This is a genomic window from Gordonia sp. LMA167 (assembly GCF_058130025.1).
This window is the reverse complement of sequence record NZ_CM176708.1, coordinates 4873590-4896332: the sequence shown is the minus strand read 5'-3', so window position 1 is coordinate 4896332 and position 22743 is coordinate 4873590. Positions and strand designations below refer to the sequence as shown.

22 protein-coding genes are annotated in these 22743 nt (G+C 67.2%); 16 read left to right on the top strand and 6 right to left on the bottom strand.

From position 1 onward, the window contains the following. Nucleotides 1–190 precede the first annotated feature (190 nt). The 4 genes from ACVT6V_RS22250 to ACVT6V_RS22235 are packed head-to-tail and all read left to right on the top strand — an operon-like array spanning nt 191 to nt 4026. Nucleotides 191–1252, top strand: coding sequence for a sulfate ABC transporter substrate-binding protein (locus ACVT6V_RS22250; protein ID WP_489900962.1), 1062 nt, complete (start codon nt 191–193; stop codon nt 1250–1252). Continuing rightward, a complete protein-coding gene (cysT, locus tag ACVT6V_RS22245) occupies nt 1249–2100 on the top strand; it encodes a sulfate ABC transporter permease subunit CysT (RefSeq protein WP_489896270.1) in 852 nt (283 codons plus the stop codon). The genes ACVT6V_RS22250 and cysT overlap by 4 nt, the downstream gene beginning before the upstream one ends. Then, nucleotides 2097–3029, top strand: coding sequence for a sulfate ABC transporter permease subunit CysW (gene cysW, locus ACVT6V_RS22240; RefSeq protein ID WP_489896269.1), 933 nt, complete (start codon nt 2097–2099; stop codon nt 3027–3029). The genes cysT and cysW overlap by 4 nt, the downstream gene beginning before the upstream one ends. 1 nt (nt 3030) lies before the next feature. Further along, the gene (locus ACVT6V_RS22235; RefSeq protein ID WP_489896268.1) at nt 3031–4026 is read left to right on the top strand and encodes a sulfate/molybdate ABC transporter ATP-binding protein; all 996 of its coding nucleotides are present in this window, start codon (nt 3031–3033) and stop codon (nt 4024–4026) included. Here ACVT6V_RS22235 and ACVT6V_RS22230 read toward each other — a convergent pair. From ACVT6V_RS22230 to ACVT6V_RS22210, 5 genes are read right to left on the bottom strand one after another with little or no spacing between them, the layout of a single operon-like run. Continuing rightward, entirely contained in the window at nt 4013–4771 is a 759-nt protein-coding gene (locus ACVT6V_RS22230) for a sirohydrochlorin chelatase (RefSeq protein WP_489896267.1), read from the bottom strand. The genes ACVT6V_RS22235 and ACVT6V_RS22230 overlap by 14 nt on opposite strands. Nucleotides 4772–4793: 22 nt before the next feature. Beyond that, complete coding sequence (locus ACVT6V_RS22225; protein ID WP_489896266.1) at nt 4794–6113, bottom strand: sulfate adenylyltransferase subunit 1; 1320 nt, start codon at nt 6111–6113, stop codon at nt 4794–4796. Beyond that, nucleotides 6113–7066: a sulfate adenylyltransferase subunit CysD gene (gene cysD, locus ACVT6V_RS22220; RefSeq protein ID WP_489896265.1), complete on the bottom strand. Its 954-nt coding sequence runs from the start codon at nt 7064–7066 to the stop codon at nt 6113–6115. The genes ACVT6V_RS22225 and cysD overlap by 1 nt, the downstream gene beginning before the upstream one ends. After that, a complete protein-coding gene (locus ACVT6V_RS22215) occupies nt 7048–7797 on the bottom strand; it encodes a phosphoadenylyl-sulfate reductase (protein ID WP_489896264.1) in 750 nt (249 codons plus the stop codon). Before ACVT6V_RS22215 ends, cysD begins: the two co-directional genes overlap by 19 nt. After that, the gene (locus ACVT6V_RS22210; protein WP_489896263.1) at nt 7794–9611 is read right to left on the bottom strand and encodes a nitrite/sulfite reductase; all 1818 of its coding nucleotides are present in this window, start codon (nt 9609–9611) and stop codon (nt 7794–7796) included. The genes ACVT6V_RS22215 and ACVT6V_RS22210 overlap by 4 nt, the downstream gene beginning before the upstream one ends. A 482-nt stretch (nt 9612–10093) precedes the next feature. Between ACVT6V_RS22210 and hemW the strand changes: the two genes are divergently transcribed. Beyond that, a complete protein-coding gene (hemW, locus tag ACVT6V_RS22205; protein ID WP_489896262.1) occupies nt 10094–11305 on the top strand; it encodes a radical SAM family heme chaperone HemW in 1212 nt (403 codons plus the stop codon). Between the two features lie 24 nt (nt 11306–11329). Here the strand turns inward: hemW and ACVT6V_RS22200 are convergent, their stop codons facing one another. Continuing rightward, the gene (locus tag ACVT6V_RS22200) at nt 11330–11824 is read right to left on the bottom strand and encodes a type II toxin-antitoxin system VapB family antitoxin (RefSeq protein ID WP_489896261.1); all 495 of its coding nucleotides are present in this window, start codon (nt 11822–11824) and stop codon (nt 11330–11332) included. Between the two features lie 113 nt (nt 11825–11937). Between ACVT6V_RS22200 and hrcA the strand changes: the two genes are divergently transcribed. The 11 genes from hrcA (at nt 11938) to recO (ending at nt 22733) form a co-directional block, all read left to right on the top strand. Beyond that, nucleotides 11938–12972, top strand: coding sequence for a heat-inducible transcriptional repressor HrcA (hrcA, locus tag ACVT6V_RS22195; RefSeq protein WP_489896260.1), 1035 nt, complete (start codon nt 11938–11940; stop codon nt 12970–12972). Nucleotides 12973–13065: 93 nt separating this feature from the next. Beyond that, nucleotides 13066–14229 carry a molecular chaperone DnaJ gene (gene dnaJ, locus ACVT6V_RS22190; protein ID WP_489896259.1) on the top strand — a complete coding sequence of 388 codons (1164 nt, stop codon included), beginning with the start codon at nt 13066–13068 and terminating at the stop codon, nt 14227–14229. A 14-nt stretch (nt 14230–14243) separates the two neighbouring features. After that, complete coding sequence (locus ACVT6V_RS22185; RefSeq protein WP_489896258.1) at nt 14244–14996, top strand: 16S rRNA (uracil(1498)-N(3))-methyltransferase; 753 nt, start codon at nt 14244–14246, stop codon at nt 14994–14996. Then, nucleotides 14993–15781: an alpha/beta hydrolase family protein gene (locus ACVT6V_RS22180; RefSeq protein ID WP_489896257.1), complete on the top strand. Its 789-nt coding sequence runs from the start codon at nt 14993–14995 to the stop codon at nt 15779–15781. The genes ACVT6V_RS22185 and ACVT6V_RS22180 overlap by 4 nt, the downstream gene beginning before the upstream one ends. A gap of 141 nt (nt 15782–15922) precedes the next feature. Further along, nucleotides 15923–17014: a PhoH family protein gene (locus ACVT6V_RS22175; RefSeq protein ID WP_489896256.1), complete on the top strand. Its 1092-nt coding sequence runs from the start codon at nt 15923–15925 to the stop codon at nt 17012–17014. Further along, a complete protein-coding gene (gene ybeY, locus ACVT6V_RS22170) occupies nt 17011–17577 on the top strand; it encodes an rRNA maturation RNase YbeY (protein WP_489896255.1) in 567 nt (188 codons plus the stop codon). Before ACVT6V_RS22175 ends, ybeY begins: the two co-directional genes overlap by 4 nt. 2 nt (nt 17578–17579) lie before the next feature. Continuing rightward, nucleotides 17580–19067 (top strand): hemolysin family protein, encoded by a 1488-nt coding sequence (locus ACVT6V_RS22165; RefSeq protein WP_489896254.1) that lies wholly within the window; start codon nt 17580–17582, stop codon nt 19065–19067. After that, nucleotides 19064–19420 (top strand): cytidine deaminase, encoded by a 357-nt coding sequence (locus ACVT6V_RS22160; protein ID WP_489896253.1) that lies wholly within the window; start codon nt 19064–19066, stop codon nt 19418–19420. The genes ACVT6V_RS22165 and ACVT6V_RS22160 overlap by 4 nt, the downstream gene beginning before the upstream one ends. After that, the gene (era, locus tag ACVT6V_RS22155) at nt 19420–20340 is read left to right on the top strand and encodes a GTPase Era (protein ID WP_489896252.1); all 921 of its coding nucleotides are present in this window, start codon (nt 19420–19422) and stop codon (nt 20338–20340) included. The genes ACVT6V_RS22160 and era overlap by 1 nt, the downstream gene beginning before the upstream one ends. 78 nt (nt 20341–20418) lie before the next feature. Further along, complete coding sequence (locus ACVT6V_RS22150; RefSeq protein ID WP_489896251.1) at nt 20419–21921, top strand: YhgE/Pip domain-containing protein; 1503 nt, start codon at nt 20419–20421, stop codon at nt 21919–21921. A 53-nt stretch (nt 21922–21974) separates the two neighbouring features. Continuing rightward, nucleotides 21975–22733: a DNA repair protein RecO gene (recO, locus tag ACVT6V_RS22145; RefSeq protein WP_489896250.1), complete on the top strand. Its 759-nt coding sequence runs from the start codon at nt 21975–21977 to the stop codon at nt 22731–22733. The last annotated feature ends 10 nt before the right edge of the window (nt 22734–22743 follow it).

Sequence of the window (22743 nt, the reverse complement as noted above, 5' to 3'; positions counted from 1 at the left end):
CAGTGCTCTGACGTGCGCATGCACCCCCTGAGCACGTTGCTAGCGTTTATGCGTCCAGGTGAATACGGAGTGAAGATCGGCAACGACTCCACTGCGCGGCCCGGGCGGAATGGGTGCGAAGCCGGGAGGATGCGTGACGAGATTCGTGATGGGGTGCAGGTGGCGGGCCGCGGCTGGTGCGGCGATCGCCATGATGATGGTCACGTGTGTGACGGCGTGCGGTGCCGGCTCGACCGATGAGCCCGGCGGCGCCGACATCTCCAGCGGCAGCCGGCACCTGAATCTGGTCGCCTACGCGGTTCCCAAGCCGGGGTACGACGTCGTCATCCCTGCGTTCCGCGACACCGAGGCAGGCCATGACATCGGCTTCTCACAGTCCTACGGCGCGTCCGGCGACCAATCGCGCAAGGTGGCCCGCCGGGTTCCCGCCGACGTCGTCAACTTCTCGGTGGAACCCGACATCACCCGTCTGGTGAAAGAGGGCGTGGTCGACGAGGACTGGAAGAAGCAGGCACCCGACAACAGCACCCCGTTCGGTTCTGTGGTGGCGCTGGTGGTGCGCAAGGGCAACCCGAAGCACATCCATGACTGGGATGACCTGCTCAAGCCGGGCGTCCAGGTGGTCACCCCCAACCCCGGTAGTTCCGGCTCCGCGAAATGGAACCTTCTCGCGCCCTACGCCGCCAAGAGCAATGGTGGCCGCGACTCGCAGGCGGGATTGGACTACGTCAGCGAACTGGTGCGCGACCACGTCACGGTGGTGCCAAAATCCGGCCGCGAGGCCACCACGGCCTTCGAACAGGGCCAGGGCGACGTGCTGATCAGCTACGAGAACGAGGCGATCATGCTGGATCGGGCCAACGCGAGTTCGCCCGCCGACCAGCAGGTCGAGTATCTGATCCCGCCGCAGACGTTCAAGATCGAGAACCCGGTCGCGGTGGTCAACACCTCCACGGACAAGGCGGCGGCGCGATCCTTCGTCGAGTACCTCTTCACACCCGAAGCGCAGAAGCTATGGGCCGAGCAGGGTTTTCGGCCGGTCGTGCCGGAGGTGATCGCCGAGACATCGAATCTCTTCCCGGGCCACATCGCGAAGCTCTGGACCATCAAGGAATTGGGCGCGGTGCTCGGTGAGGGCACCGCGGCCGACAACGACGGCAAGGATCTGACGGGCTGGAAGGCGGTCGACAGCGCGCTCTTCGGTTCGAAGGGCGCGATCACCGAGATCTACAACGCAGGAGGGCGGCAATGAGTACCCAGGTGGCCGACACGGCCCCACCGGGCGGATTCCTCGGCCGGTCACGGACGTTCACCGGTGTGTCCCCGCTCGGCGTCGGTGTCGCGTGGCTGTGGCTCAGCGTGATCGTGCTGCTGCCCCTGGCCGCGATCACGGTGCAGTCGTTCACGGACGGCTGGAGCGGATTCTGGGCCGCGATCACCGACCCGAATGCACTGGACGCGCTGTGGATCACAGTTCTCGTGTCGGTGGTCGCCGCACTCATCAACGTCGTGTTCGGAACGCTGATCGCCTGGGTACTGGTGCGCGATGATTTCCGCGGCAAGGGTTTTGTGAACGCGATCATCGACCTGCCGTTCGCGTTGCCGACGATCGTCGCCAGCCTCGTGCTGCTCTCGCTGTACGGGCCGAACAGCCCGATCGACATTCAGCTCAACGCGACCAAGCCGGCCCTGGTGATCGCGTTGACGTTCGTGACCCTGCCGTTCGTCGTCCGGCAGGTGCAGCCGGTGCTGATCGAACTCGACACCGACGTCGAGGAGGCCGCCGCCGTGCTCGGTGCCGGGAACTGGCTGATCTGGACGAAGATCGTGCTGCCCGCGCTGCTCCCGGCAATCCTCACCGGCGCCGGACTGGCCTTCACGCGTGCCATCGGGGAGTTCGGTTCGGTCGTGCTGATCGGCGGAAACATACCCGGCGACACCCAGGTGGCGTCGCAGTACATCCAACAGCAGATCGAGGTCGACGAACCGGTCAACGCGGCGGCCATCTCGGTGATGTTGTTGCTCATCGCCTTCGTCGCCCTGTTCATCCTGCGGTTCGTCGGCAGACGGCAATCGGTGCGAGAGGAGCGCGACCAGTGAAACTCTCACCGATCACCCGCTACGGGCTGCGGACCGTTGCGCTCGTCTACCTCTTCATCCTGCTGGTGGTGCCGGTGGGCCTGATCTTCTGGCGTTCGTTCGAGCACGGCATCGGACAGTTCTGGGAATGGATCACCACCCCGGCCGCGATCGCCGCCCTGCAGCTCAGCCTGCTGATCGTGGTGATCGTGGTGCCGCTCAACGTCATCTTCGGCGTGGCAACCGCCCTCGCCCTGGTCCGGGGACGCTTCCCCGGCAAGGGTTTCCTGCAGGCCGTCGTCGACCTACCCTTTGCCGTGTCGCCGGTGGTGGCGGGTGTCGCGCTCATCCTGCTCTGGGGGCACGGCGGCTGGTTCGGCGGTGTGGAGAGTCTGGGATTCCGTGTCATCTTCGGTTTCCCGGGCCTGGTGCTGGCCACCCTGTTCGTCACCTTGCCGTTCGTCGTGCGCGAGGTGGAACCGGTGCTCCGCGAGATCGGGACGGAACAGGAACAGGCTGCGGCGACCCTCGGAGCCAGTGGCTGGCAGACGTTCTCACGGATCACACTGCCGGCGATCCAATGGGGTCTGACCTACGGAATCGTCCTGACGGTCGCCCGCGCGCTCGGTGAGTACGGCGCCGTGACGATGGTCTCGTCGAACTTCCCGGGCATCTCCCAGACCCTCACACTGTTGGTCAACTCGCGCTACACCGACGACTACAACGAGTTCGGAGCCTACGCCGCGGCGACGTTGCTGATGATGGTGGCGATCGGTGTCCTGGTGGCGATGACACTGATCGAGCGTCGGGCGAAGGGGCGGTATGCGGCGGCGAGCGAGACGCTCGCCGTGAGTACCGAATCGCAGGACACCGAATCGGATCTGACCCCACCCCACGGGCCCGAATCCATCGATGCCCGGCAGATCGTGCACCACAAGGAAGGCGTGTGACATGTCCATCTCGGTAATCGGCGCGAACAAGCGATACGGCGACTTCGCGGCCCTCGACGACGTGTCGATCGACATCCCCGCGGGATCTCTGACCTCGCTGTTGGGTCCGTCGGGGTCGGGCAAGTCGACGCTGCTCCGGGCGATCGCGGGTCTGGACAGTCTCGACTCGGGCACCGTCATCATCAGCGGCAACGACGTGTCGGCCGCCTCGCCACAGAAACGTGACATCGGCTTCGTCTTCCAGCATTACGCGGCGTTCAAACATCTCAACGTGCGCGACAACATCGCCTTCGGTCTCAAGATCCGCAAGCGGTCGAAGGCCGACATCGATGCCAAGGTCGACGAGTTGCTCGAGATCGTCGGACTCACGGTGTTCCAGAAGCGATTTCCGGCGCAGCTGTCGGGCGGCCAGCGGCAGCGGATGGCGCTGGCCCGCGCGCTCGCCGTGGATCCCCAGGTGCTGCTGCTCGACGAGCCGTTCGGCGCACTCGACGCCAAGGTCCGGGAGGATCTGCGCAAGTGGCTGCGCCGCCTGCACGAGGACGTCAACGTCACGACCGTCCTGGTGACGCATGACCAGCAGGAGGCGCTCGACGTCAGCGACCGCATCGCGGTGCTGAACAAGGGACGCATCGAACAGGTCGGCACACCGGATGACCTCTACGACCGGCCTGCCAACGAGTTCGTCGCGTCATTCCTCGGATCCACGGTGCGCCTGAACGGGGAATTGGTGCGGCCGCACGACATCCGCATCGGACGCAACCCCGAGCTCGCACTTCCGGCCGCCGACGCGGCGCTCGACACCGGCGTCATCAAGGCCACGGTCCAGCGGGTGGTCCACCTCGGATTCGAGACGCGGGTGGAACTGGTCGCCGTCGCGACCGGCAGCGAGTTCCAGGCGCAGATCACGCGCGGTGACGCGAACGCGCTGAATCTGCAGGCGGGCGAATCGATCTTCGCCCGCGCGACGAAGGTGGCCGCGCTCAGCGACTCCTGAGCAGGCCCGGACGGGCCGCGCGCTCGGCATCGGTCGCCGTGAGCCGGTAGTGATGGCAGACGGCGTCGACGATGTCGCGGTGCGCGCCCAGCGGCCCCGCGACCAGTGATCCGGGCGCGTGCTCGTCGAGGGCCGCTTCGAACCGATCGGTGAGTCGGCCCGCCGACAGGAAGTAGGGGCTCACCGCGATCCGGTCCGCGCCGGCCGCGCGCAACCGGCGCACCGCGGCACGTAGCCGATGCGATCGGCTGCCGAGTTTGGTCGCGAACACCACCTCGACCGGACGATGGACCAGCGTGGACAACTCGATCGCACGTCGCCGTACATGCCGATCGGCAGCGGGGTCGGAGGAGCCGACCGCGCTCAGGATGATGCCGACGCGATCGTCGGACCGGTCGTCGGCACCCGCCTCGGAGAGGCGCTCCGCCAGCGCGGAGGCCAACGGGAACGTCCCGACGACATCGGTCTGCAGCACCGTCCTGCCGGGCCGCGCATGCTCGGCGATGATCGCCGGCAGATCGACGTTGCTGTGATAGCCGGCGGCGAACAGCAGTGGCACAACGATGCAGTCGCCGGTGATCTCGTCGAGCGCCTCACCCACGAGTGGTTCGTTGAGATCGAGATAGGCAAGCCGCACATCGACACCGCCCAGCGCGTCCGCGACGGCGTCGCGGACGCGCCCGGCGGTCGCCGGGAAACGCGCGTCGCGACTGCCGTGCGCGACCAGCAGCAGGGTCGGGGTCACCTCGAACGAATCCTGAATCGCGTCAGACGAGTTCGGGCGTCGACGAGAGGTGCAGGTGCTCCAGTGCGTCGCCCACGAGTCCTGCGCCGAGCGTGTTGCCGCCCTGCGGATCGATCAGCAGGAAGCTGCCCGATTCGCGGTTGACCTGGTAGTCGTCGGCTGCGATGGGCTCGGCCGTCTGGATGGCGATCCGCCCGATCTGGTTGAGCTCCACGGTGTCCGGTGCGTCGAGGAGCGCGAGGTTCTGCTCGTCGAACAGCACCTCGAGGCCGCCGACGATCGCCGGCGTGGTCCGGGTGCCGTGCTTGAGGAGCAGCCGGGCCCCGGGACGCAGCGGCTTCTCGGCGAGCCAGCAGACCGTGGCGCTGAACTGCTGCACCGGTTCCGGCGCGTCGCCCGCGCTCGCGATGAGATCACCACGCGACACGTCGACGTCGTCGGCGAGCAGGATGGTGACGCTGCGGCCGGTGTGCGCGGTGGCGAGTTGTCCGTCGGCGGTGTCGATCTGACTGACGGTGGTGCGCGTGCCGGACGGCAGGATCACCACCTCGTCGCCGACCGAGACACGGCCGGCCGCGATCTGCCCGGCGTATCCGCGATAGTCGGGGAACTCCGGGGTGCGGGGGCGGATCACGTACTGCACCGGGAAACGCAGTCCGACGGGGCGGGGGTCGGTCACGTTCGGCACGGTTTCGAGGTGCTCGATGAGTGCGGGACCGTCGTAGTACGGAGTGTTCTCTGATCGGCTGGCGATGTTGTCGCCGTGCAGTGCCGACACCGGGATCGAGATCACCTGCTCGGCCGACCACCCCAGTGACCGGGTCAGCTCGGCGAATTCCGCCGAGATGGACGAGAACGCGGTGGCCGGGTCGTCGACGAGGTCGATCTTGTTGACCGCGAGCACGAGTTGCGGCACACCGAGCAGCGCCATCACGGCTGCGTGGCGGCGCGTCTGTGCGACGACCCCGTTGCGTGCGTCCACCAGCAGGATCACCAGCTGCGCCGTCGATGCACCGGACACGGTGTTGCGGGTGTACTGGACGTGTCCTGGTGTGTCGGCGAGCACGAACGACCGTGCGGGCGTGGCGAAGTAGCGGTAGGCCACATCGATGGTGATGCCCTGCTCCCGCTCGGCGCGCAGGCCGTCGACGAGCAGCGACAGATCCGGTCCCTCGAGGCCGCGGTCGACCGATGCCTTGGTGACGGCGTCGATCTGGTCGGCGAGGACGGACTTGGTGTCGTAGAGAAGACGGCCCACGAGCGTGGACTTGCCGTCGTCGACGCTTCCGGCCGTGGCGATGCGCAGGAGGTCGGGGGAGTGCCCGATCGAAGCGTCAGTCATCAGAAATATCCTTCGCGTTTACGGTCTTCCATGGCGGCCTCGGAGACGCGGTCGTCGCCGCGGGTCGCGCCACGTTCGGTCAGCCGAGAGGCGGCGACCTCGGCCAGGACGGCTTCGTTGTCGGCGGCATCGGACAGCACGGCGCCGGTGGAGGAACCGTCGCCGACGGTGCGGTAGCGGACCGAGAGGTTTTGCAGCTCTTCGCCGTCGCGCGGGCCGCCCCAGGGGCCGGGGGTCATCCACATGCCGTCGCGCAGGAACACGTCACGCTGGTGCGCGTAGTAGATCTGCGGGAGCATCACCTGCTCACGGGCGATGTAGCGCCACACGTCGAGCTCGGTCCAGTTCGACAACGGGAAGACCCGGACGTGCTCGCCCGGAGCATGCTTGCCGTTGTACAGGTTCCACAACTCCGGACGCTGGCGCTTCGGATCCCACTGGCCGAAGGCGTTGCGCAGGGAGAAGATCCGCTCCTTCGCGCGGGAACGCTCCTCGTCGCGGCGCCCACCGCCGAAGACGGCGTCGAAGCGGTTCTCGGTGATCGCGTCGAGCAGCGGGATGGTCTGCAGCGGATTACGCACACCGTCGGGACGCTCGGTCAGTCGCCCGTCGTCCAGATAGTCCTCGACCTTGGCGACGTGCAGCCGCAGGTTGTACCGGTCGACCACCTGGTCGCGGAACTCGAGGACCTCGGGCAGGTTGTGCCCGGTGTCGACGTGCAACAGCGAGAAGGGCAGCGGGGCCGGCCAGAACGCCTTGAGCGCCACATGGAGCAGCAGCGTGGAGTCCTTGCCGCCGGAGAACAGGATCACCGGACGTTCGAACTCGCCTGCGACCTCACGGAAGATGTGGATCGCCTCGGACTCGAGGGCGTCGAGAGTGGTGAAATCGTCGGCTGTCTCGACGAACGGGGTGGTGGAGGTGTCGGCGATGGTCATGCGTGGAGCCCACATTCTGTCTTGGCGCGGCCGGCCCAGCGGCCGCTGCGCGGATCGGATCCGGGTTCGGGTTTGGCAGTGCACGGCGCGCAGCCGATCGACGGATAGCCGTCGTCGACGAGTGGGTTGACCAGCACACCGTTGGAATCGATGTAGTCCTGCATGGTCTCGTCCGACCATGCTGCGATCGGGTTGATCTTCACCAGCCCGAAGCCCTCGTCGAAGGAGATGAGGGGAGCATTCGCGCGAGTCGGCGCCTCGACGCGGCGGATACCGGTGACCCAGGCGTCGTAGTGCGACAAGCCGCTCTTGAGCGGAACCACCTTGCGCAGTCGGCAGCACTCGCCCGGATCGCTGGCGAACAGGTTGCGCCCCAACAGTGCATCCTGCTCGGCGACGCTGTGCTCCGGGGTGAGGTTGACCATGTCCACGCCGTACACCTGCTCGACCGCGTCGCGGGTACCGATCGTCTCGGCGAAGTGGTAGCCGGTGTCGAGGAAGAGCACCTTGAGCTTTTCGCCGTTCAGCAACTCGGTTTCGACGTTCTTGCTGGCCAGGTCGACGAGCGCGGCGTCCTGCATGTTGGAGGCGACGACGAAGTTGTCGCCGAAGGTCTCCGCGGTCCAGCGCAGCAACTCCGCCGGGCTCGCGTCGTCGCCGAGATCGCGTGCGCCCTTCTCGGCGATCGCGCGGAGCTCGGCTTCGCTGAAGCGGCGACCGGTGGTGGTCTCTGTCGGCGTACTCATCGCAGTGCCTCCTCATCCGCGCGAACGGCCCACTGTGCGAACCGCTCTCCGTCTTCCTTCTGCTCCACGAAGTTGCGCACCACACGGTCGATGTAATCGCCGAGCTCGGTGGAGAGAACCTTGTGCTGGCGCAGCTTGCGGCCGAATCCGGCGTCCTGGCCCAGGCTTCCACCGAGGTGCACCTGGAAGCCCTCGGTCTGGTTGCCGTTCTCGTCCTCGACGAGTTGACCCTTGAAGCCGATGTCGGCGACCTGCGACCGGGCGCAGGAGTTGGGGCAACCGTTGATGTTGACGGTGATCGGTAGGTCGAGGGCGGAATTGATGTCGGCCAGGCGCTCCTCGAGCTCGGGCACGAGCCGCTGTGAACGCTTGCGCGTCTCGGTGAACGACAGCTTGCAGAACTCGATGCCGCTGCAGGCCATCAGGTTCTGACGCCAGTTCGACGGCCGGGCGGACAGGCCGAGCGCACCGACCTCGGAGATGATCTGCTCCACCTTGTCGTCCGGCACGTCGAGGACGACCAGCTTCTGGTACGGCGTGAAGCGGATGCGGTCGGAGCCGGCACGCTCGGCGGCGTCGGCGACCGCGGTGAGGATCGTCCCGGAGACGCGACCGGCGACGGCTGCGAAGCCGACCGAGTTCAGCCCGTTCTTCAGTCGCTGCACGCCGACGTGATCGCGGGGACGGGTGAGTGGTTCGGGGGCCGGGCCGTCGATCAGCTTGCGGCCCAGGTACTCGTCTTCGAGGACCTGTCGGAACTTCTCGATGCCCCAGTCCTTGATGAGGAACTTCAGGCGTGCCTTGGCCCGCAGCCGGCGGTATCCGTAGTCGCGGAAGATGGCGACGACGCCCTCCCACACATCGGGCACCTCGTCGAGCGGAATCCATGCGCCGACCCGCTGCGCGAGCATCGGGTTGGTGGACAGGCCGCCGCCGACCCAGAGGTCCAGACCCGGTCCGTGCTCGGGATGATTCACCCCGATGAACGCGACGTCGTTGGTCTCGTGGGAGACGTCCTGAAGTCCGGAGATGGCTGTCTTGAACTTGCGCGGCAGGTTCGAGTACTGCGGGTCACCGATGTAGCGGCGCACGATCTCGTCGATCGCCGAGGTCGGGTCGAGCACCTCGTCCACGGCATCTCCGGCGAGCGGAGAGCCGAGCACCACGCGAGGGCAGTCGCCGCAGGCCTCGGTGGTCTTCAGGCCGACGGCTTCGATCCGCTCCCAGATCGTCGGGACGTCCTCGATGCGGATCCAGTGGTACTGGACGTTCTCGCGGTCGGAGAGGTCGGCGGTGTCCCGGGCGAATTCGGTCGAGATCTGGCCGAGGGTGCGGAGCTGCTCCACGTTCAGTGCGCCCGCATCGCAGCGGATGCGCATCATGAAGTGGTCGTCCTCGAGGATGTCGATGTTCTCGTCGCCGGTCCAGGTGCCGTCGTAGCCCTCGGCGCGCTGGGTGTAGAGCCCCCACCAGCGCATACGGCCACGCAGGTCCTGCTTGTCGATCGAATCGAAACCCTGCTTGGAGTAGATGTTCTCGATCCGGGCCCGCACGTTGAGCGGGTTGTCGTCCTTCTTGACCTGCTCGTTGGGGTTCAGTGGCTCTCGATAGCCGAGCTTCCACTGGCCTTCGGCGCGACGCTTGGTCGGACGCGCCTTGCGGGCCGGGCGTTCGCCGCGCGGAGTGGCGGGCGTCGCTCGGGCGGCGTGACCGTCGGACCCAGCGGGCGCGTTCTCCGCCGCGTCGGAAGTGGTCGCGTCGGAAGTGGTCACGTCGGAAGTGGTCACGGAAAGATCGTCGGTGGTGGACGTCATGAAGTCTCCTGAGCCGACGCGCGCACACGTCAGCAGTCACGAAAAGGTGGGCTGGAAACGTGCGGCATACCCGCGGAAAGAGCGGGAACTTCTCAGGGCCTGACCGTCGTCCGGGGACGACAGGGGAGCACGTCGTCTAAGGACGACAGAATGCGCTGCAGACGCGCTTGAAATCAATGTGGCGTCGAGCTGCGAGCCACACCCCTGGGGAAGTCACGCCGTTCATAGTGCCACGATCACCCTTGCCGCGTCTACTTGGGTTTATTTTCCCTCACGGTGAGGCAAAGGCCCATTGTGAGGTCTGCTTGTCTGTCTCAAGGCGCCGGGGCGGACGTCTATTCCGGATGCGGCCATCGAGAAGTTGCCCCGTGGTCTGGTGGCGGGGGTGCGATGGCCGAGTGATGCGGTGGTGGACCGACGAGCAACCTGTCGTGTGGCGACGCCCGTGCTGTGCGCGTCGACGAGACGCGCATGATGGAGATATGAAGGTCGAGAGCGAGCCGGCAGTCGACGACGCCGTCGAAGTCGCATGTGGCGCCGTCGACCCCGCGACCCCGCTCGGCATGTACCTGCATGTGCCTTTCTGCGCAACGCGGTGTGGATATTGCGACTTCAACACCTACACGGCGGGGGAGTTGGGGAGTTCCTCGTCGCCGGAATCGTGGCAGGCGGCGGTCGAGCGCGAGCTGGAAGCGGCCGCGCGTCTGCTCGATCCCGTGCGACCGGTGTCGACGATCTTCGTCGGCGGTGGGACGCCGTCGCTGCTCGGCACCGACGGACTGGCCAGGCTGCTCGATGCGGTGCGGTCGCGGTTCGAGCTCACCGCCGACGCCGAGGTGACCACCGAATCGAACCCGGAGTCCACGTCCGCCGGGTTCTTCGACGGTCTGCGGCGCTCCGGCTTCACGCGGATCTCGCTGGGAATGCAGTCCGCGTCTGCTCACGTCCTCGCCACCCTCGACCGAACACACACCCCCGGGCGCGCGCTGGCGGCCGCGCGGGAGGCCGCCGCGGCCGGCTTCGACCACATCAACCTCGACCTGATCTATGGAACCCCGGGGGAAACCGACGACGACCTGCACACCAGCGTCGATGCGGTCCTCTCGACCCCGGTCGATCACGTCTCCGCCTATGCCCTCATCGTCGAGGACGGCACGGCACTGGCCCGCCGCATCCGGCGGGGTGAGCTACCCGCGCCCGACGACGATGTACTCGCCGACCGCTACCAGATCCTCGACGACCGGCTGCGGGCCGACGGATTCGACTGGTATGAGGTGTCGAACTGGGCGCGAACCGATGCCGGACGGTGCCGGCACAACGTCGCCTACTGGCACAGCCACGACTGGTGGGGCATCGGTCCCGGCGCCCACTCCCACGTCAACGGAGTGCGGTGGTGGAATCACAAGCATCCGGCCCGTTACGCGGATGCACTTGCCGCCGAACAGCTTCCGATCGGTGGCCACGAGGTGCTCACGGCCGAGGACCGACATGTCGAGTCGGTGATGCTGACCGCGCGCTGCCGCGGGGGGCTCGCCGTCGAGGAACTCACGCCGGATGAATATCAGCGGGCCGCGCAATTCGTCGACGACGGGCTGCTCGAGCACATCGGTTCGGTGGGTGCCCGACTGGTGCTGACCGACGCGGGTCGGCTGTTGGCCGATCGGGTGGTGCGGGAGATCCTGTTCGCGGGGTGAGCTGGGACGAGGACCCCGTCGGTCTCACCAGCTCGGTGGCGCGGGGTTCGGTGGCGTGGGGTTCGGTGGTGTGGGGTTCTGTGGTGTGGGATTCGACGGCGGCAGGGTCCAACCGGTGCTCCTGCCGACCCGGTGTGCGCCCGGTGTCGGGGCGCGACCCGGCGACGGCAGGCGACCGCTGTCGAGTTGTTCCTCCAACGAGGCCGCCGATGATGCGAGATCCATGGCGTCGAGGTCGAGCATCCGCGCGTGGATGATGTGCCGATTGCGAAACGCGGAGCGCACCGCACGGTGCAGACCGTCCTCCAGATACAGGTCGCCGCGCCAACGGACCACGTGCGAGAACAGGTCGCCGTAGAACGTGGAGTCCTCGCTCAGCAGCTTGTCGAGCGCCAGGACGGTGGTCACCGTGATCAGTTCGTCGAGACGGAACTGGCGCGGGGGGATCTTCGCCCACCCCTTCGTGGACAAGCCATGGTCGGGATAGGGCCTGCCCTCCCGTACCCCCTTGAAGATCATCGAGCACTTTCCTGAGATTCCGACGCGCCCGGATTCGGCGTGAATCGTCGTGCGGTTCGTAAGATGGATGTCACCTACTGTATGGCAGAGTGCACGTTCGGGAGGTGGGTCGCATGTCGAGCACGGACGATCGACGATTCGAGATCTTGCGTGCCATCGTCACGGATTTCGTTGCCACCCAGGAGCCCATCGGTTCCAAGGCCATAGTGGACCGTCATCAGCTCGGCGTCTCCAGCGCCACCGTGCGCAATGACATGGCGGTGTTGGAGGCCGAGGGCTACATCGCGCAACCACACACCAGTTCCGGGCGCGTCCCCACCGACAAGGGCTACCGGATGTTCGTCGACCGGATCAGCGAGGTCAAACCGCTGTCGGCGGCCGAACGTCGTGCCATCCTGTCCGTCCTGGACTCCGGCGTCGACCTCGACGACGTGCTGCGGCGGTCGGTCAAACTGCTCGCCCAGCTCACCCGGCAGGTCGCGGTGATCCAGTACCCGGTGCTGTCGACGGCCACGGTCCGCCATCTCGAGGTGGTCTCCCTCTCGCCCTCGCGCCTGCTGCTCGTGGTGATCACCGACACCGGTCGCGTGGAACAGCGCATGGTGGCGTTGGCCGACGATCTGGCCGAGGCCGACTATGTGCGGCTCCGCGACATGTTCTCGGCGGCGCTGCACGGCAAGCGGCTCGAGGAGGCGTCGGCCGCCGTGGCCGAATTGGCCAACGACGCCCCGCACGACATCCGCGACGCGGCGATAAACGTGGCGACCGTCCTGGTCGAGACACTCGTGCAACGGGGCGACGACCGTCTGGTCCTGGGCGGCACGTCGAATCTGGCCCGGTCGGCTGCCGACTTCACGCCGGTGGGCGGCGGCATGGACTCCGTGCTGGACGCACTCGAAGAACAGGTGGTGGTCCTCAAGCTGCTCGCCACGAGTCAACGGATGGGCGGGGTCACAGTCCAGATCGGAGAAGAGACGCAGACCGAGAACCTGCGTGGCACCGCCGTGGTCTCGACAGGGTACGGTGCATCGGGCACGGTGTTCGGCGGCGTCGGCGTGGTGGGCCCCACACGCATGGACTACCCGGGAACAATTGCGTCTGTCGCAGCCGTTGCCAAGTATGTCGGCGAGGTGTTGGCCGACCGATGACCCGTGCGGCCGCCACGTGCGGCCCGGGCCGGATGAAGCGCCGACACCCCGCGCCAGTGTGACCAAGTGTGAGACGACAGGACCGAGACGACCGTGGCACGTGATTACTACGGAATCCTGGGAGTGGCGAAAGGTGCCACCGACCAGGAGATCAAACGCGCATATCGCAAGAAGGCGCGCGAGCTTCACCCCGACGTCAACCCCGGCGAAGAGGAGCGCTTCAAGGAGGTCAGCACCGCATACGAGGTGCTGACCGATCCCGAGAAGCGCCGCATCGTCGATGCCGGCGGCGACCCGCTCGCGGGCCCCGGTGCAGGTGGTTTCGGTGGCGGGGGCTTCGCCGGCGGGGGTCTCGGCGACGTGTTCGAGGCGTTCTTCGGTTCCGGGGGCGGCGGCTTCGGTGGAGGATTCGGTTCCGGCCGTGGCCCGCGGAGCCGGGTGCAACCCGGTGAGCCGGCTCTCGTCGCCGTCGAACTCGATCTCGAGGAATGCGCCGCCGGGGTCAACAAGGAGATCACCGTCGACACCGCGATCCTCTGCGATCTGTGCAAGGGATCGGGCGCGCACGGCGATTCCAAGGCGGTCAGCTGCGACACCTGTAAGGGTGCGGGCGAGATCCAGGCGGTGCAGCGCTCGTTCCTCGGTCAGGTCATGACCGTCCGCGAGTGCCCGACCTGTCACGGTGTCGGCGAGATCATCCCCGATCCGTGCCGCAAGTGTGGCGGCGACGGCCGGGTACGGTCCCGTCGCACGATGACCGTGAAGATCCCGGCCGGGATCGAGAGCGGCATGCGCGTACGACTCTCCGGCCAGGGTGAGGTCGGCCCGGGTGGCGGACCGGCCGGTGACCTGTACGTGGAGGTCACCGAGCGCCCCCACGATGTCTTCGTCCGCGACAAGGACGACCTGCACTGCACCATCCGGGTCCCGATCGCGGATGCCGCCCTGGGCAGCGAGATCGACGTCGACACGATCCTCGACGGCACGGCTCGGGTGACCATCGCGCCGGGCACACAGCCCGGCCAGGTGGTCCGGGTGAGGGGGCAGGGGATGCCCCACCTGAACACCGGGGTGCGCGGAAACCTGCATGCCCATCTCGATGTGGTCGTGCCGACCAAACTCGATTCGGCGCAGGCCGAGGCCATGCGTGCCTTCCGGCAGACCTCCGACGATCAGCCGGAGGTCGTGACGTCGGCGGCAGGTGCGGCGACGGGCGGACTGTTCTCGAGACTGCGCAACGCCTTCGCCGGACGCTGACACCGGGCGCCCGCGTGAGTCCACCGCTGTTCTGGATCGACGAGGTGCCGCGCGCCGGTTCCGACGTGACGCTGTCGGGTCCCGAGGGACGACATGCCGTGACCGTCACCCGACTCGCCGTCGGTGAGGAACTGATCGTCGGTGACGGGCGCGGTTGCACCGCACTGTGCGAGGTGAGTGAGATCACCGCGAAGGACACCCTGATCGCCCGGGCGCACACCTGCGCCCAGGCACAACCGCCGCGCCCCCGGGTCACGGTGGTGCAGGCGCTGCCGAAATCGGAGCGCTCCGAGTTGGCCGTCGACCTCGCGACCGAGGCGGGTGCCGACGAGATCGTGCCCTGGCAGGCCGCCCGATGCGTCGCCCGGTGGACCGGTAAGGCAGACAAGGGCCGAGTGAAGTGGGCCGCCGCCGCGTCGGCCGCGGCCAAGCAGAGTCGGCGATCCTGGATTCCGGAGATCGCGCCGCTGTCCTCGACGACCGATGTGCGCGCCCGCTGTGCCGACGTCATCGCGGCCGGAGGCGTGGTCGCCGTCCTGCATGAACACGGCGCGATCCCGCTTCGGGAGCTCGCCCTCTCCGAAGCGCCCGAGGTGATTCTCGTCGTCGGTCCGGAGGGCGGCCTCGACGATGCCGAGATCGCCGACTTCACGGCGCTCGGTGCGACGTCGGTGATCCTCGGCCCCGAGGTGCTGCGCACATCGACCGCGGCGGCGGTCGCGCTCGGCGCGATCGGTGTGCTGACCGACCGGTGGGCGATCCGATGAGCGTGCGCAAGCGGTGTGCGGTGCACCGGACGAAGGTCGAATACGGCAGTGCGCGATCACAATTCGGGCATGTGTATCAGCCGGTCGACGGAGTCGAACCGACCGCGACCGTACGCCCGGTCGTGCTGATCCACGGCGGTTACTGGACCACGGAGTTCGGTCTCACGATCGAGACCGCGATCGCACGTCAGTTCGCCGAACGAGGAGCCGTCGTCTGGAACATCGAATACCGCCGGGTGGGCGAGGACGGTGGCGGTTGGCCGTCGACCGGACGGGATGTGGTGGCCGCTCTGCGTGCGCTCGACGACCCGGTCCGGACCGCCCTGCCCGCCGACCTCGAGAAGCAGGTCGATTGGGGTGCGGTGGCCGTCGTGGGACATTCGGCCGGCGGTCAGCTGGCCGTGTGGTCGGTCGCGCAGCTCGGGGCCAGGACCGAACGCTGCGCCATCACGACGGTGATCGCGCAATCGGCGGCGCTCGATCTGGAGGCCGGGGCGGACCGGCCGTCGATCCGAGGGTTGATGGGCAGGCCCATCGATGAGATCCCACACCGATACCGGGACGCGTCGCCGACTCGACAGGCACCGTTCGACGCTCACGTGGTCGCGGTGCATGCCGCCGACGACACCGCCATCCCACTCGAGGCCAGCCGACGCTACGTCGAGACGGTGACGGCGGCGGGTCAGTCGGCCGAACTCGTGGTGGTCCCCGGTGAAGGCCACGATGCATTCGTCGATCCGCGCAGCGCGTCGACCCGCCAGACGATCCGTCTACTCGGGATCTGACCATCGAGGGTCCCGAGCATCGACACCCCGAGCCGCGCGGCGGAATATTGCCTGCTGGTGCGCGGTTCAATCGCGTTAGACTGACAACATCCCGGCGAAACAGACGCGCCGACGTTGACCCCCTGAGGAGTGATTTCATACGTGAGTGACGACAACCCCGACGTGAGCACGCCGACGAGCAGGACTCTTGCGGGCCGATCAGTCACCTCAAACGTGGAAATCTCTCCCGAGGTGGTGTTCGGGCTGCTCGGGACCAGCGACGTCAACCTGCGGACCCTCGAACAACTGCTTCCGGCGGACATTCACGTGCGCGGCAACCAGGTCACGCTGACAGGGACGCCCGCCGACGTCGCGGCCTCGGAGCGCGTCATCGCCGAACTCGTCGATCTGGTCGGCCGGGGCACCCCGCTGACCCCCGACCTGGTCCGACACAGTGTGTCGATGCTCTCCGAAGGAGCCGGTGAATCGCCCGCCGACGTGCTGTCGCTGGACATCCTCTCGCGACGCGGCAAGACGATCCGCCCGAAGACCCTGAACCAGAAGAAATACGTCGACGCGATCGACAATCACACCATCGTGTTCGGGCTCGGTCCCGCCGGAACCGGCAAGACCTACCTGGCCATGGCCAAGGCCGTCCAGGCACTGCAGTCCAAGTCGGTCAACCGCATCATCCTGACCCGACCCGCTGTGGAGGCGGGTGAGCGGCTAGGCTTCCTGCCCGGGACGCTCAGCGAGAAGATCGACCCCTATCTGCGGCCGTTGTACGACGCGCTGCACGACATGATGGACCCCGAATCGATCCCGAAGCTGATGGCCGCCGGCGTCATCGAGGTGGCACCGCTCGCATATATGCGCGGAAGGACGTTGAATGACGCCTTCATCATCCTCGACGAGGCCCAGAACACCACCGGCGAGCAGATGAAGATGTTCCTCACCCGTCTCGGCTTCGGATCGAAGGTCGTGGTCACCGGCGACACCACGCAGGTCGACCTACCGGGCGGCGCGCAGAGTGGTCTGACCGCGGCGACACGGATTCTCGAGGGCATCGACGACATCCACTTCTCTCGTCTCACCAGTGCCGACGTGGTTCGGCACCGGCTGGTCGCCGACATCGTCGACGCCTACGGTCGCGCCGAGGAGAGCGCACGCGGCAGCGCGCAACTCCGTGATGCCGATCGGCTGCCCGGCAATCGGGCGGCGCGTCGGGCCTCGACGCACGGGCGGCGCTCATGAGCATCGAGCTGGCCAACGAGTCGGGCGTCGAGGCGCCGGCGGACCTGATCATCTCCGCGGCGCGATTCGCCATCGCGGAGATGGACGTGCACCCGGCCGCGGAGCTGTCGATCCTGCTGATCGACGAGGACGCCATGGCCGACATGCACATGCAGTGGATGGACCTGCCCGGCCCCACCGACGTGATGAGTTTTCCGATGGACGAACTCGCTCCGGGTGGGCGGCCCGATGCCGCCGAGCCCGGCCCGGCGATCCTCGGGGACATCGTCCTGTGCCCACAGTTCGCCGCCCAGCAGGCGAAAACCGCCCGCCGGTCCTTCGAACACGAACTGTCGATGCTGACCATCCACGGTGTCCTGCACCTGCTCGGCTACGATCACGCCGAACCCGACGAGGAAAAAGAGATGTTCGGGCTGCAGAACCGAATCCTCGAGGACTTCTATGCCGAACGTCATCGGCTCGCGCAACTACAGCGCCAGTCCGACCGTGACACGCGGCTGCTGACAAACATCGGGTTCACCGAGACCACAGTGCGCGAGAACACCGCGACCGAGGACGAGTGACGGTGCCCGACGACGCCCTTTTCGTCGTGGCCGCGCTCGTCCTGATCTTGCTCGCGGGCATCTTCGCGGCCATGGATGCCGCGCTGTCGACCGTCTCGATCGCCCGCGTAGAGGACATGGTCAAAGAACAGCGCCCAGGCGCGGGCCGGCTCGCGACGGTCCTCGAAGGCCGCGGGACCTACGTCGGACTCGCGGTGCTGTTGCGGGTGGTCTGCGAAACCGCTTCGGTCGCGCTGATCGCCCTCGTCCTCACCGACTGGATCGGCGTCGGCTGGGGGCTGTTCGCGGCGATCGTCGGAATGGCCGTGGTCTCCTACGTGGCGGTGGGGGTGGGTCCACGGACCCTCGGACGTCAGCACGCCTACTCGATCTCCCTGTCGTCGGCGATTGTGCTGCAGGCGATCGGCCTGTTGCTCAAGCCGCTGACGCGCCTGCTCATCCTGATCGGTAACGCCGTGACACCCGGCAAGGGATTCCGCAACGGCCCGTTCGCCACCGAGGTCGAGCTGCGCGAGGTGGTGGACCTGGCCGAGGCCAGCGGAGTCGTGGCAGCCGACGAGCGCCGGATGATCCAATCGGTCTTCGATCTCGGCGACACCAATGCCCGCGAGGTCATGGTGCCACGGCCCGAGATGATCTGGATCGAGCAGGACAAGACCGCCGCGCAGGCGATGAACCTCGCCGTGCGATCAGGGCATTCCCGCATCCCGGTGATCGGCGAGAACCCCGACGACATCGTCGGGGTCGTCTACCTGAAGGACCTCGTCGCGGGTGGTGGTCCGTCGATGTCGTCACAGGTGAGCGCGTCCATGCGCGAGGCCGAGTTCATCCCGGACTCCAAACCGCTGGACAAGGTGCTCGCGGACATGCAGCGCACCCGCAATCACATGGCGCTGCTGGTCGACGAGTACGGCGGCATCGCCGGGCTGGTCACCATCGAGGACGTCCTGGAAGAGATCGTCGGCGAGATCACCGACGAGTACGACACCGACGAGGTCGCACCGGTCGAGGATCTCGGCGACGGAACCTACCGGGTGTCGGCCAGGCTTCCGGTGGAGGATCTCGGCGAGTTGTTCGACGTCGACATCGACGACGACGAGGTCGAGACGGTCGGTGGGTTGATCGGCCTCGAGCTCGGGCGCGTCCCGCTGCCGGGCGCGCATGTGGAGTCGAACGGTTTGCTGCTCACCGCCGAAGGTGGGCCGAATCGTCGTGGACGCCAGCGCATCATCACGGTCCTGGCCCGGCGGGTGAGCGAGCCGGACAACGGTGAGGCCGACGAGGGTGACTCGCGCGACGTCGAGGGTGCCGACGACGCCGATGGCACAGCCGACACCGCCGGTGAGCACACCGACACCGACATGCCCGACCGCGAAGTGGCCGAATCCGACGGACGTGCGGAATACTCCATGTCCAGCCGTGAACGAACGCATCGTCGAGGACACGGCCACCGATCGAGCCAGACCACCGGGAGCAAGGACCGACAGTGACCACACCCGCCAGCGGGCAGCCCGAACTATCCGACGAGGACCGGAAGCTGGTCGTGCTGGCCAGGGGCGCCCTCGCCCGAGCGGAGGCGACGTCGGCGGCCGCGGTGCGCGACGGCGACGGACGTACCTATGCGGGTGCTCCGGTCACCACCAGGACTCTGACACTGTCCGGTCTGCAGGTGGCCCTTGCGACGGCGCTGTCCTCCGGGGCCTCCGTGTTCGAGGCGGCCGCACTGGTCAACGGGTCGTCGACCGATCCCGGCATGGCGACGCTCGCCGAGATCAGCCCGGATGCCTACGCCGTCCTGACCGATCTGTCGGGCGCCCCCACCGACCGGGTCGGAGCGGTCTGATGGCCGAGTTCCGGTCCGGATTCGTCTGTTTCGTGGGCCGGCCGAACACCGGGAAGTCAACGCTGACCAACGCGCTGGTCGGGGAGAAGATCGCAATCACCTCGAACCGGCCGCAGACCACCCGCCACACCATCCGGGGGATCGTCAATCGTGACGACGCCCAGCTGATCCTCGTGGACACCCCCGGGTTACACCGACCCCGAACACTGTTGGGCCAGCGGCTCAACGATCTTGTGCGCGACACCTACTCCGAGGTCGACGTCATCGGTGTCTGCGTGCCCGCCGACGAGGCGATCGGCCCGGGAGATCGGTGGATCGTGTCGCAGGTGCGCGAGATGGCGCCGCGCACGACGGTTCTCGGGGTCGTGACCAAGATCGACCGCGTCACCCGGGACAAGGTGGCCGAACAGCTCCTCGCTCTTTCGAAACTGCTCGGGCCGACGTCGGAAGTCGTCCCGGTGTCGGCGAAGGCGGGAAAACAGCTCGACGTCCTGACCGACGTCCTGGTGGATCTCATGGAGCCGGGGCCGGCGTTCTACCCGGACGGCGAGCTCACCGACGAGCCCGAGGAAACGCTCATGGCCGAGTTCATCCGCGAGGCCGCCCTCGAGGGCGTGCGCGATGAACTCCCTCATTCGCTGGCCGTGGTCATCGAGGAGATCATCCCGCGCGACAACGACTCCGACACCGACGAGAGCGGACCGTCGATGGTCGATGTGCACGCCATTCTCTACGTCGAGCGTGACAGTCAGAAGGGCATCATCATCGGCCATCGGGGGGCCCGGCTGAAAGAGGTCGGCACCGTTGCCCGGGCCCAGATCGAGAAACTGCTGGGCACGCGGGTCTATCTGGATCTGCACGTCAAGGTTGCCAAGGACTGGCAACGCGACCCCAAACAGCTGGGGCGCATGGGCTTCTAGCGGGGGGTCCCCGGACTGGGGGACCAGAGCCCGGGGTCGTACACGGCTCGGGTCGGTGATCGGACGACGGGAGAGTGGATGGGGCGGCACGAGAACCAGGATCTGGACGGAAACGGGCAGATCGGCGACGGCCTGCACGAGGCGCCGGTGCAGGACGCGGAGGCGGGCACCACGATCGCCGGCGTCCTGCGCTCGCCCCGCTTCTGGTTGGCGCCGCTGCTGCTCGTCGTCGTCATCATGTCGCTGATGGCTGCGCTGTACATGGGTGCCGTCGCGGATCCCGAACGCAACCTGCACGACTTCCCGATCGCACTGGTGAACGAGGACCAGGGAGGGGAGGTCGACAACCCCGACGGCGGTACCTCGACCGAGAACTTCGGCAACGAGGTCGCCGACGGCGTGATCTCCGCAGCGGCCGAGAGCGGGATCGCCGTGCACCGCACCGACAAGACCACCGCGCTCAACGAGCTGAACTCGGGCAAGAGCTACGGGGTGGTGGTGATCGGCGCGAACTTCACCAATCGTGCGGTGGCCCTCGGGCGGTCGGCGGTCCTCACGGCCAAACCCGATCCGATGTCCATCGATGTCTACATCAATCGCGGCTCGGGCACATTCGCCTCCGCGGTGACCACCACGTTCGCCGACGAGATGTCGACGCAGGTCAACGAGCAGGTCGGCGAGCGGCTGACCGCGACCGTCCGGCAGACGCTCGTCAAGGCGGACGTCCCGTTCTCCGGCGCGGCGCAGCTGGCGCTGTCGGATCCGGTCGACGTGCGGGTCGTCGAACCGACCCCGTTGCCGGACGGATCGGGCAACGGGCTGTCCGCGTTCTACTACACACTGTTGCTCATCCTCGCGGGATTCACCGGCGCGATGATGGTCAGTGTGGTGGTCGACGGCATCCTCGGCCAGACCCCGATCGAGTACGGGCCCTTCTATCAGCTCCGCCAGCGCCTGGCCATCTCCCGGTGGGGCACGCTCGCCACCAAGTGGACGATCATGGTGCTCGTCGCGGTGGTGCAGTCGGCGCTCTACATCGGGGTGTGTACCGCGGTCGGTACGTCATTGCCCAACGCTTTCGCCCTGTGGATGTTCTCGGTGCTGGTGATCGCCGCGGTCGGCATCTCGGCGAGTTCGATGATGGCCGTGTTCGGCAATCCGGGCCTGATCCTCAACCTGATCTTCTTCGTGATTCTCGGACTACCGTCGTCCGGCGGCACGGTGCCCCTGGAGGCGAGTCCACGGCTGTTCGCGTGGATCGCGGACATCGAGCCGATGCACCTGGTCTATCTGGGGGTTCGCGCGATTCTCTACTTCGATGCCGATTTCGACGCCGGGCTGGCTCGATCGGTGATCCAATGCGCGATCGGATTGATCGTCGGCGTGCTGCTCGGTCTGGGTGGGACGAAACTGTACGACCGGAAGGGCTGGCACCGCTTCCCCGGCGGTATGACGCTGCCACCTCGGCTCGCGCGATTCGTCGAGGGCGACGGTCCGGCGACGATCACGACTCCGTCGCCGGCACACGTCGCGGGCGTCGGTGGCGAGCAGGTGGCCGATCGTTCGAGCGGCGGTACCTGAGACGATGCATGTCGCATCCGATCGGTGTCGGTGGGTGATGGAAGAATGTGACGGTGAGGTTCTATCGGGATGAGGCCGTGGTGCTTCGCCAGCACAAGCTGGGCGAAGCCGATCGCATCATCACGTTGCTCACCCAGGACCATGGTCTGGTGCGTGCGGTGGCCAAAGGTGTTCGCCGCACCCGGTCGAAGTTCGGTGCCCGCCTCGAGCCCTTCGCCCATATCGACGTCCATCTCTATCCCGGCCGCAATCTCGACATCGTGACGCAAGTGCACACCCTGCATGCGTTCGCCGACGCCATCGTCGCCGACTACGGGCGCTACACCACGGCGTGCGCGGTCCTGGAGACCGCGGAGAGACTCGCCGGTGAGGAACGCGCCCCGGCCGCACAGTTGCACCGGTTGACCGTCGGCGCGCTCGACGCGCTGGCCGAACATCGCCGCCCCAATGAACTCATCCTGGATGCGTATCTGCTGCGCGCCATGCACTGCGCGGGATGGATGCCCGCCCTGGACGTCTGTGCGCGTTGTGCACAGCCCGGACCGCATCGGGCGTTCCACGTTGCGGCCGGTGGGGCCGTCTGCATCCACTGCCGTCCGCCGGGTGCGGCGACACCGTCACCTGGTGTGCTCGACCTGATGGACGCTCTGTTCCGCGGCCAATGGGAGCACACCGTGGGGATCAGCTCGTCGATGCAGCGCCAGGCCAGTGGCCTGACCGCCGCCCATCTCCAGTGGCATCTGGAACGGCAGTTGCGAACCCTGCCGCTCATCGAACGCGAAGCACCCCATAGGCTGGTGGACACCGCGTGAGAGGAGACGG

What these genes read in the sequence shown, in the direction of transcription:
- ACVT6V_RS22250 (WP_489900962.1), top strand. Translation starts at nt 191, where the DNA reads ATGATGATGGTCACGTGTGTGACGGCGTGCGGTGCCGGCTCGACCGAT.
- cysT (WP_489896270.1), top strand. Translation starts at nt 1,249, where the DNA reads ATGAGTACCCAGGTGGCCGACACGGCCCCACCGGGCGGATTCCTCGGC.
- ACVT6V_RS22235 (WP_489896268.1), top strand. Translation starts at nt 3,031, where the DNA reads ATGTCCATCTCGGTAATCGGCGCGAACAAGCGATACGGCGACTTCGCG.
- ACVT6V_RS22225 (WP_489896266.1), bottom strand. Translation starts at nt 6,113, where the DNA reads ATGACTGACGCTTCGATCGGGCACTCCCCCGACCTCCTGCGCATCGCC.
- cysD (WP_489896265.1), bottom strand. Translation starts at nt 7,066, where the DNA reads ATGTGGGCTCCACGCATGACCATCGCCGACACCTCCACCACCCCGTTC.
- ACVT6V_RS22215 (WP_489896264.1), bottom strand. Translation starts at nt 7,797, where the DNA reads ATGAGTACGCCGACAGAGACCACCACCGGTCGCCGCTTCAGCGAAGCC.
- ACVT6V_RS22210 (WP_489896263.1), bottom strand. Translation starts at nt 9,611, where the DNA reads ATGACGTCCACCACCGACGATCTTTCCGTGACCACTTCCGACGTGACC.
- hemW (WP_489896262.1), top strand. Translation starts at nt 10,094, where the DNA reads ATGAAGGTCGAGAGCGAGCCGGCAGTCGACGACGCCGTCGAAGTCGCA.
- ACVT6V_RS22200 (WP_489896261.1), bottom strand. Translation starts at nt 11,824, where the DNA reads ATGATCTTCAAGGGGGTACGGGAGGGCAGGCCCTATCCCGACCATGGC.
- hrcA (WP_489896260.1), top strand. Translation starts at nt 11,938, where the DNA reads ATGTCGAGCACGGACGATCGACGATTCGAGATCTTGCGTGCCATCGTC.
- ACVT6V_RS22180 (WP_489896257.1), top strand. Translation starts at nt 14,993, where the DNA reads ATGAGCGTGCGCAAGCGGTGTGCGGTGCACCGGACGAAGGTCGAATAC.
- ybeY (WP_489896255.1), top strand. Translation starts at nt 17,011, where the DNA reads ATGAGCATCGAGCTGGCCAACGAGTCGGGCGTCGAGGCGCCGGCGGAC.
- era (WP_489896252.1), top strand. Translation starts at nt 19,420, where the DNA reads ATGGCCGAGTTCCGGTCCGGATTCGTCTGTTTCGTGGGCCGGCCGAAC.
- ACVT6V_RS22150 (WP_489896251.1), top strand. Translation starts at nt 20,419, where the DNA reads ATGGGGCGGCACGAGAACCAGGATCTGGACGGAAACGGGCAGATCGGC.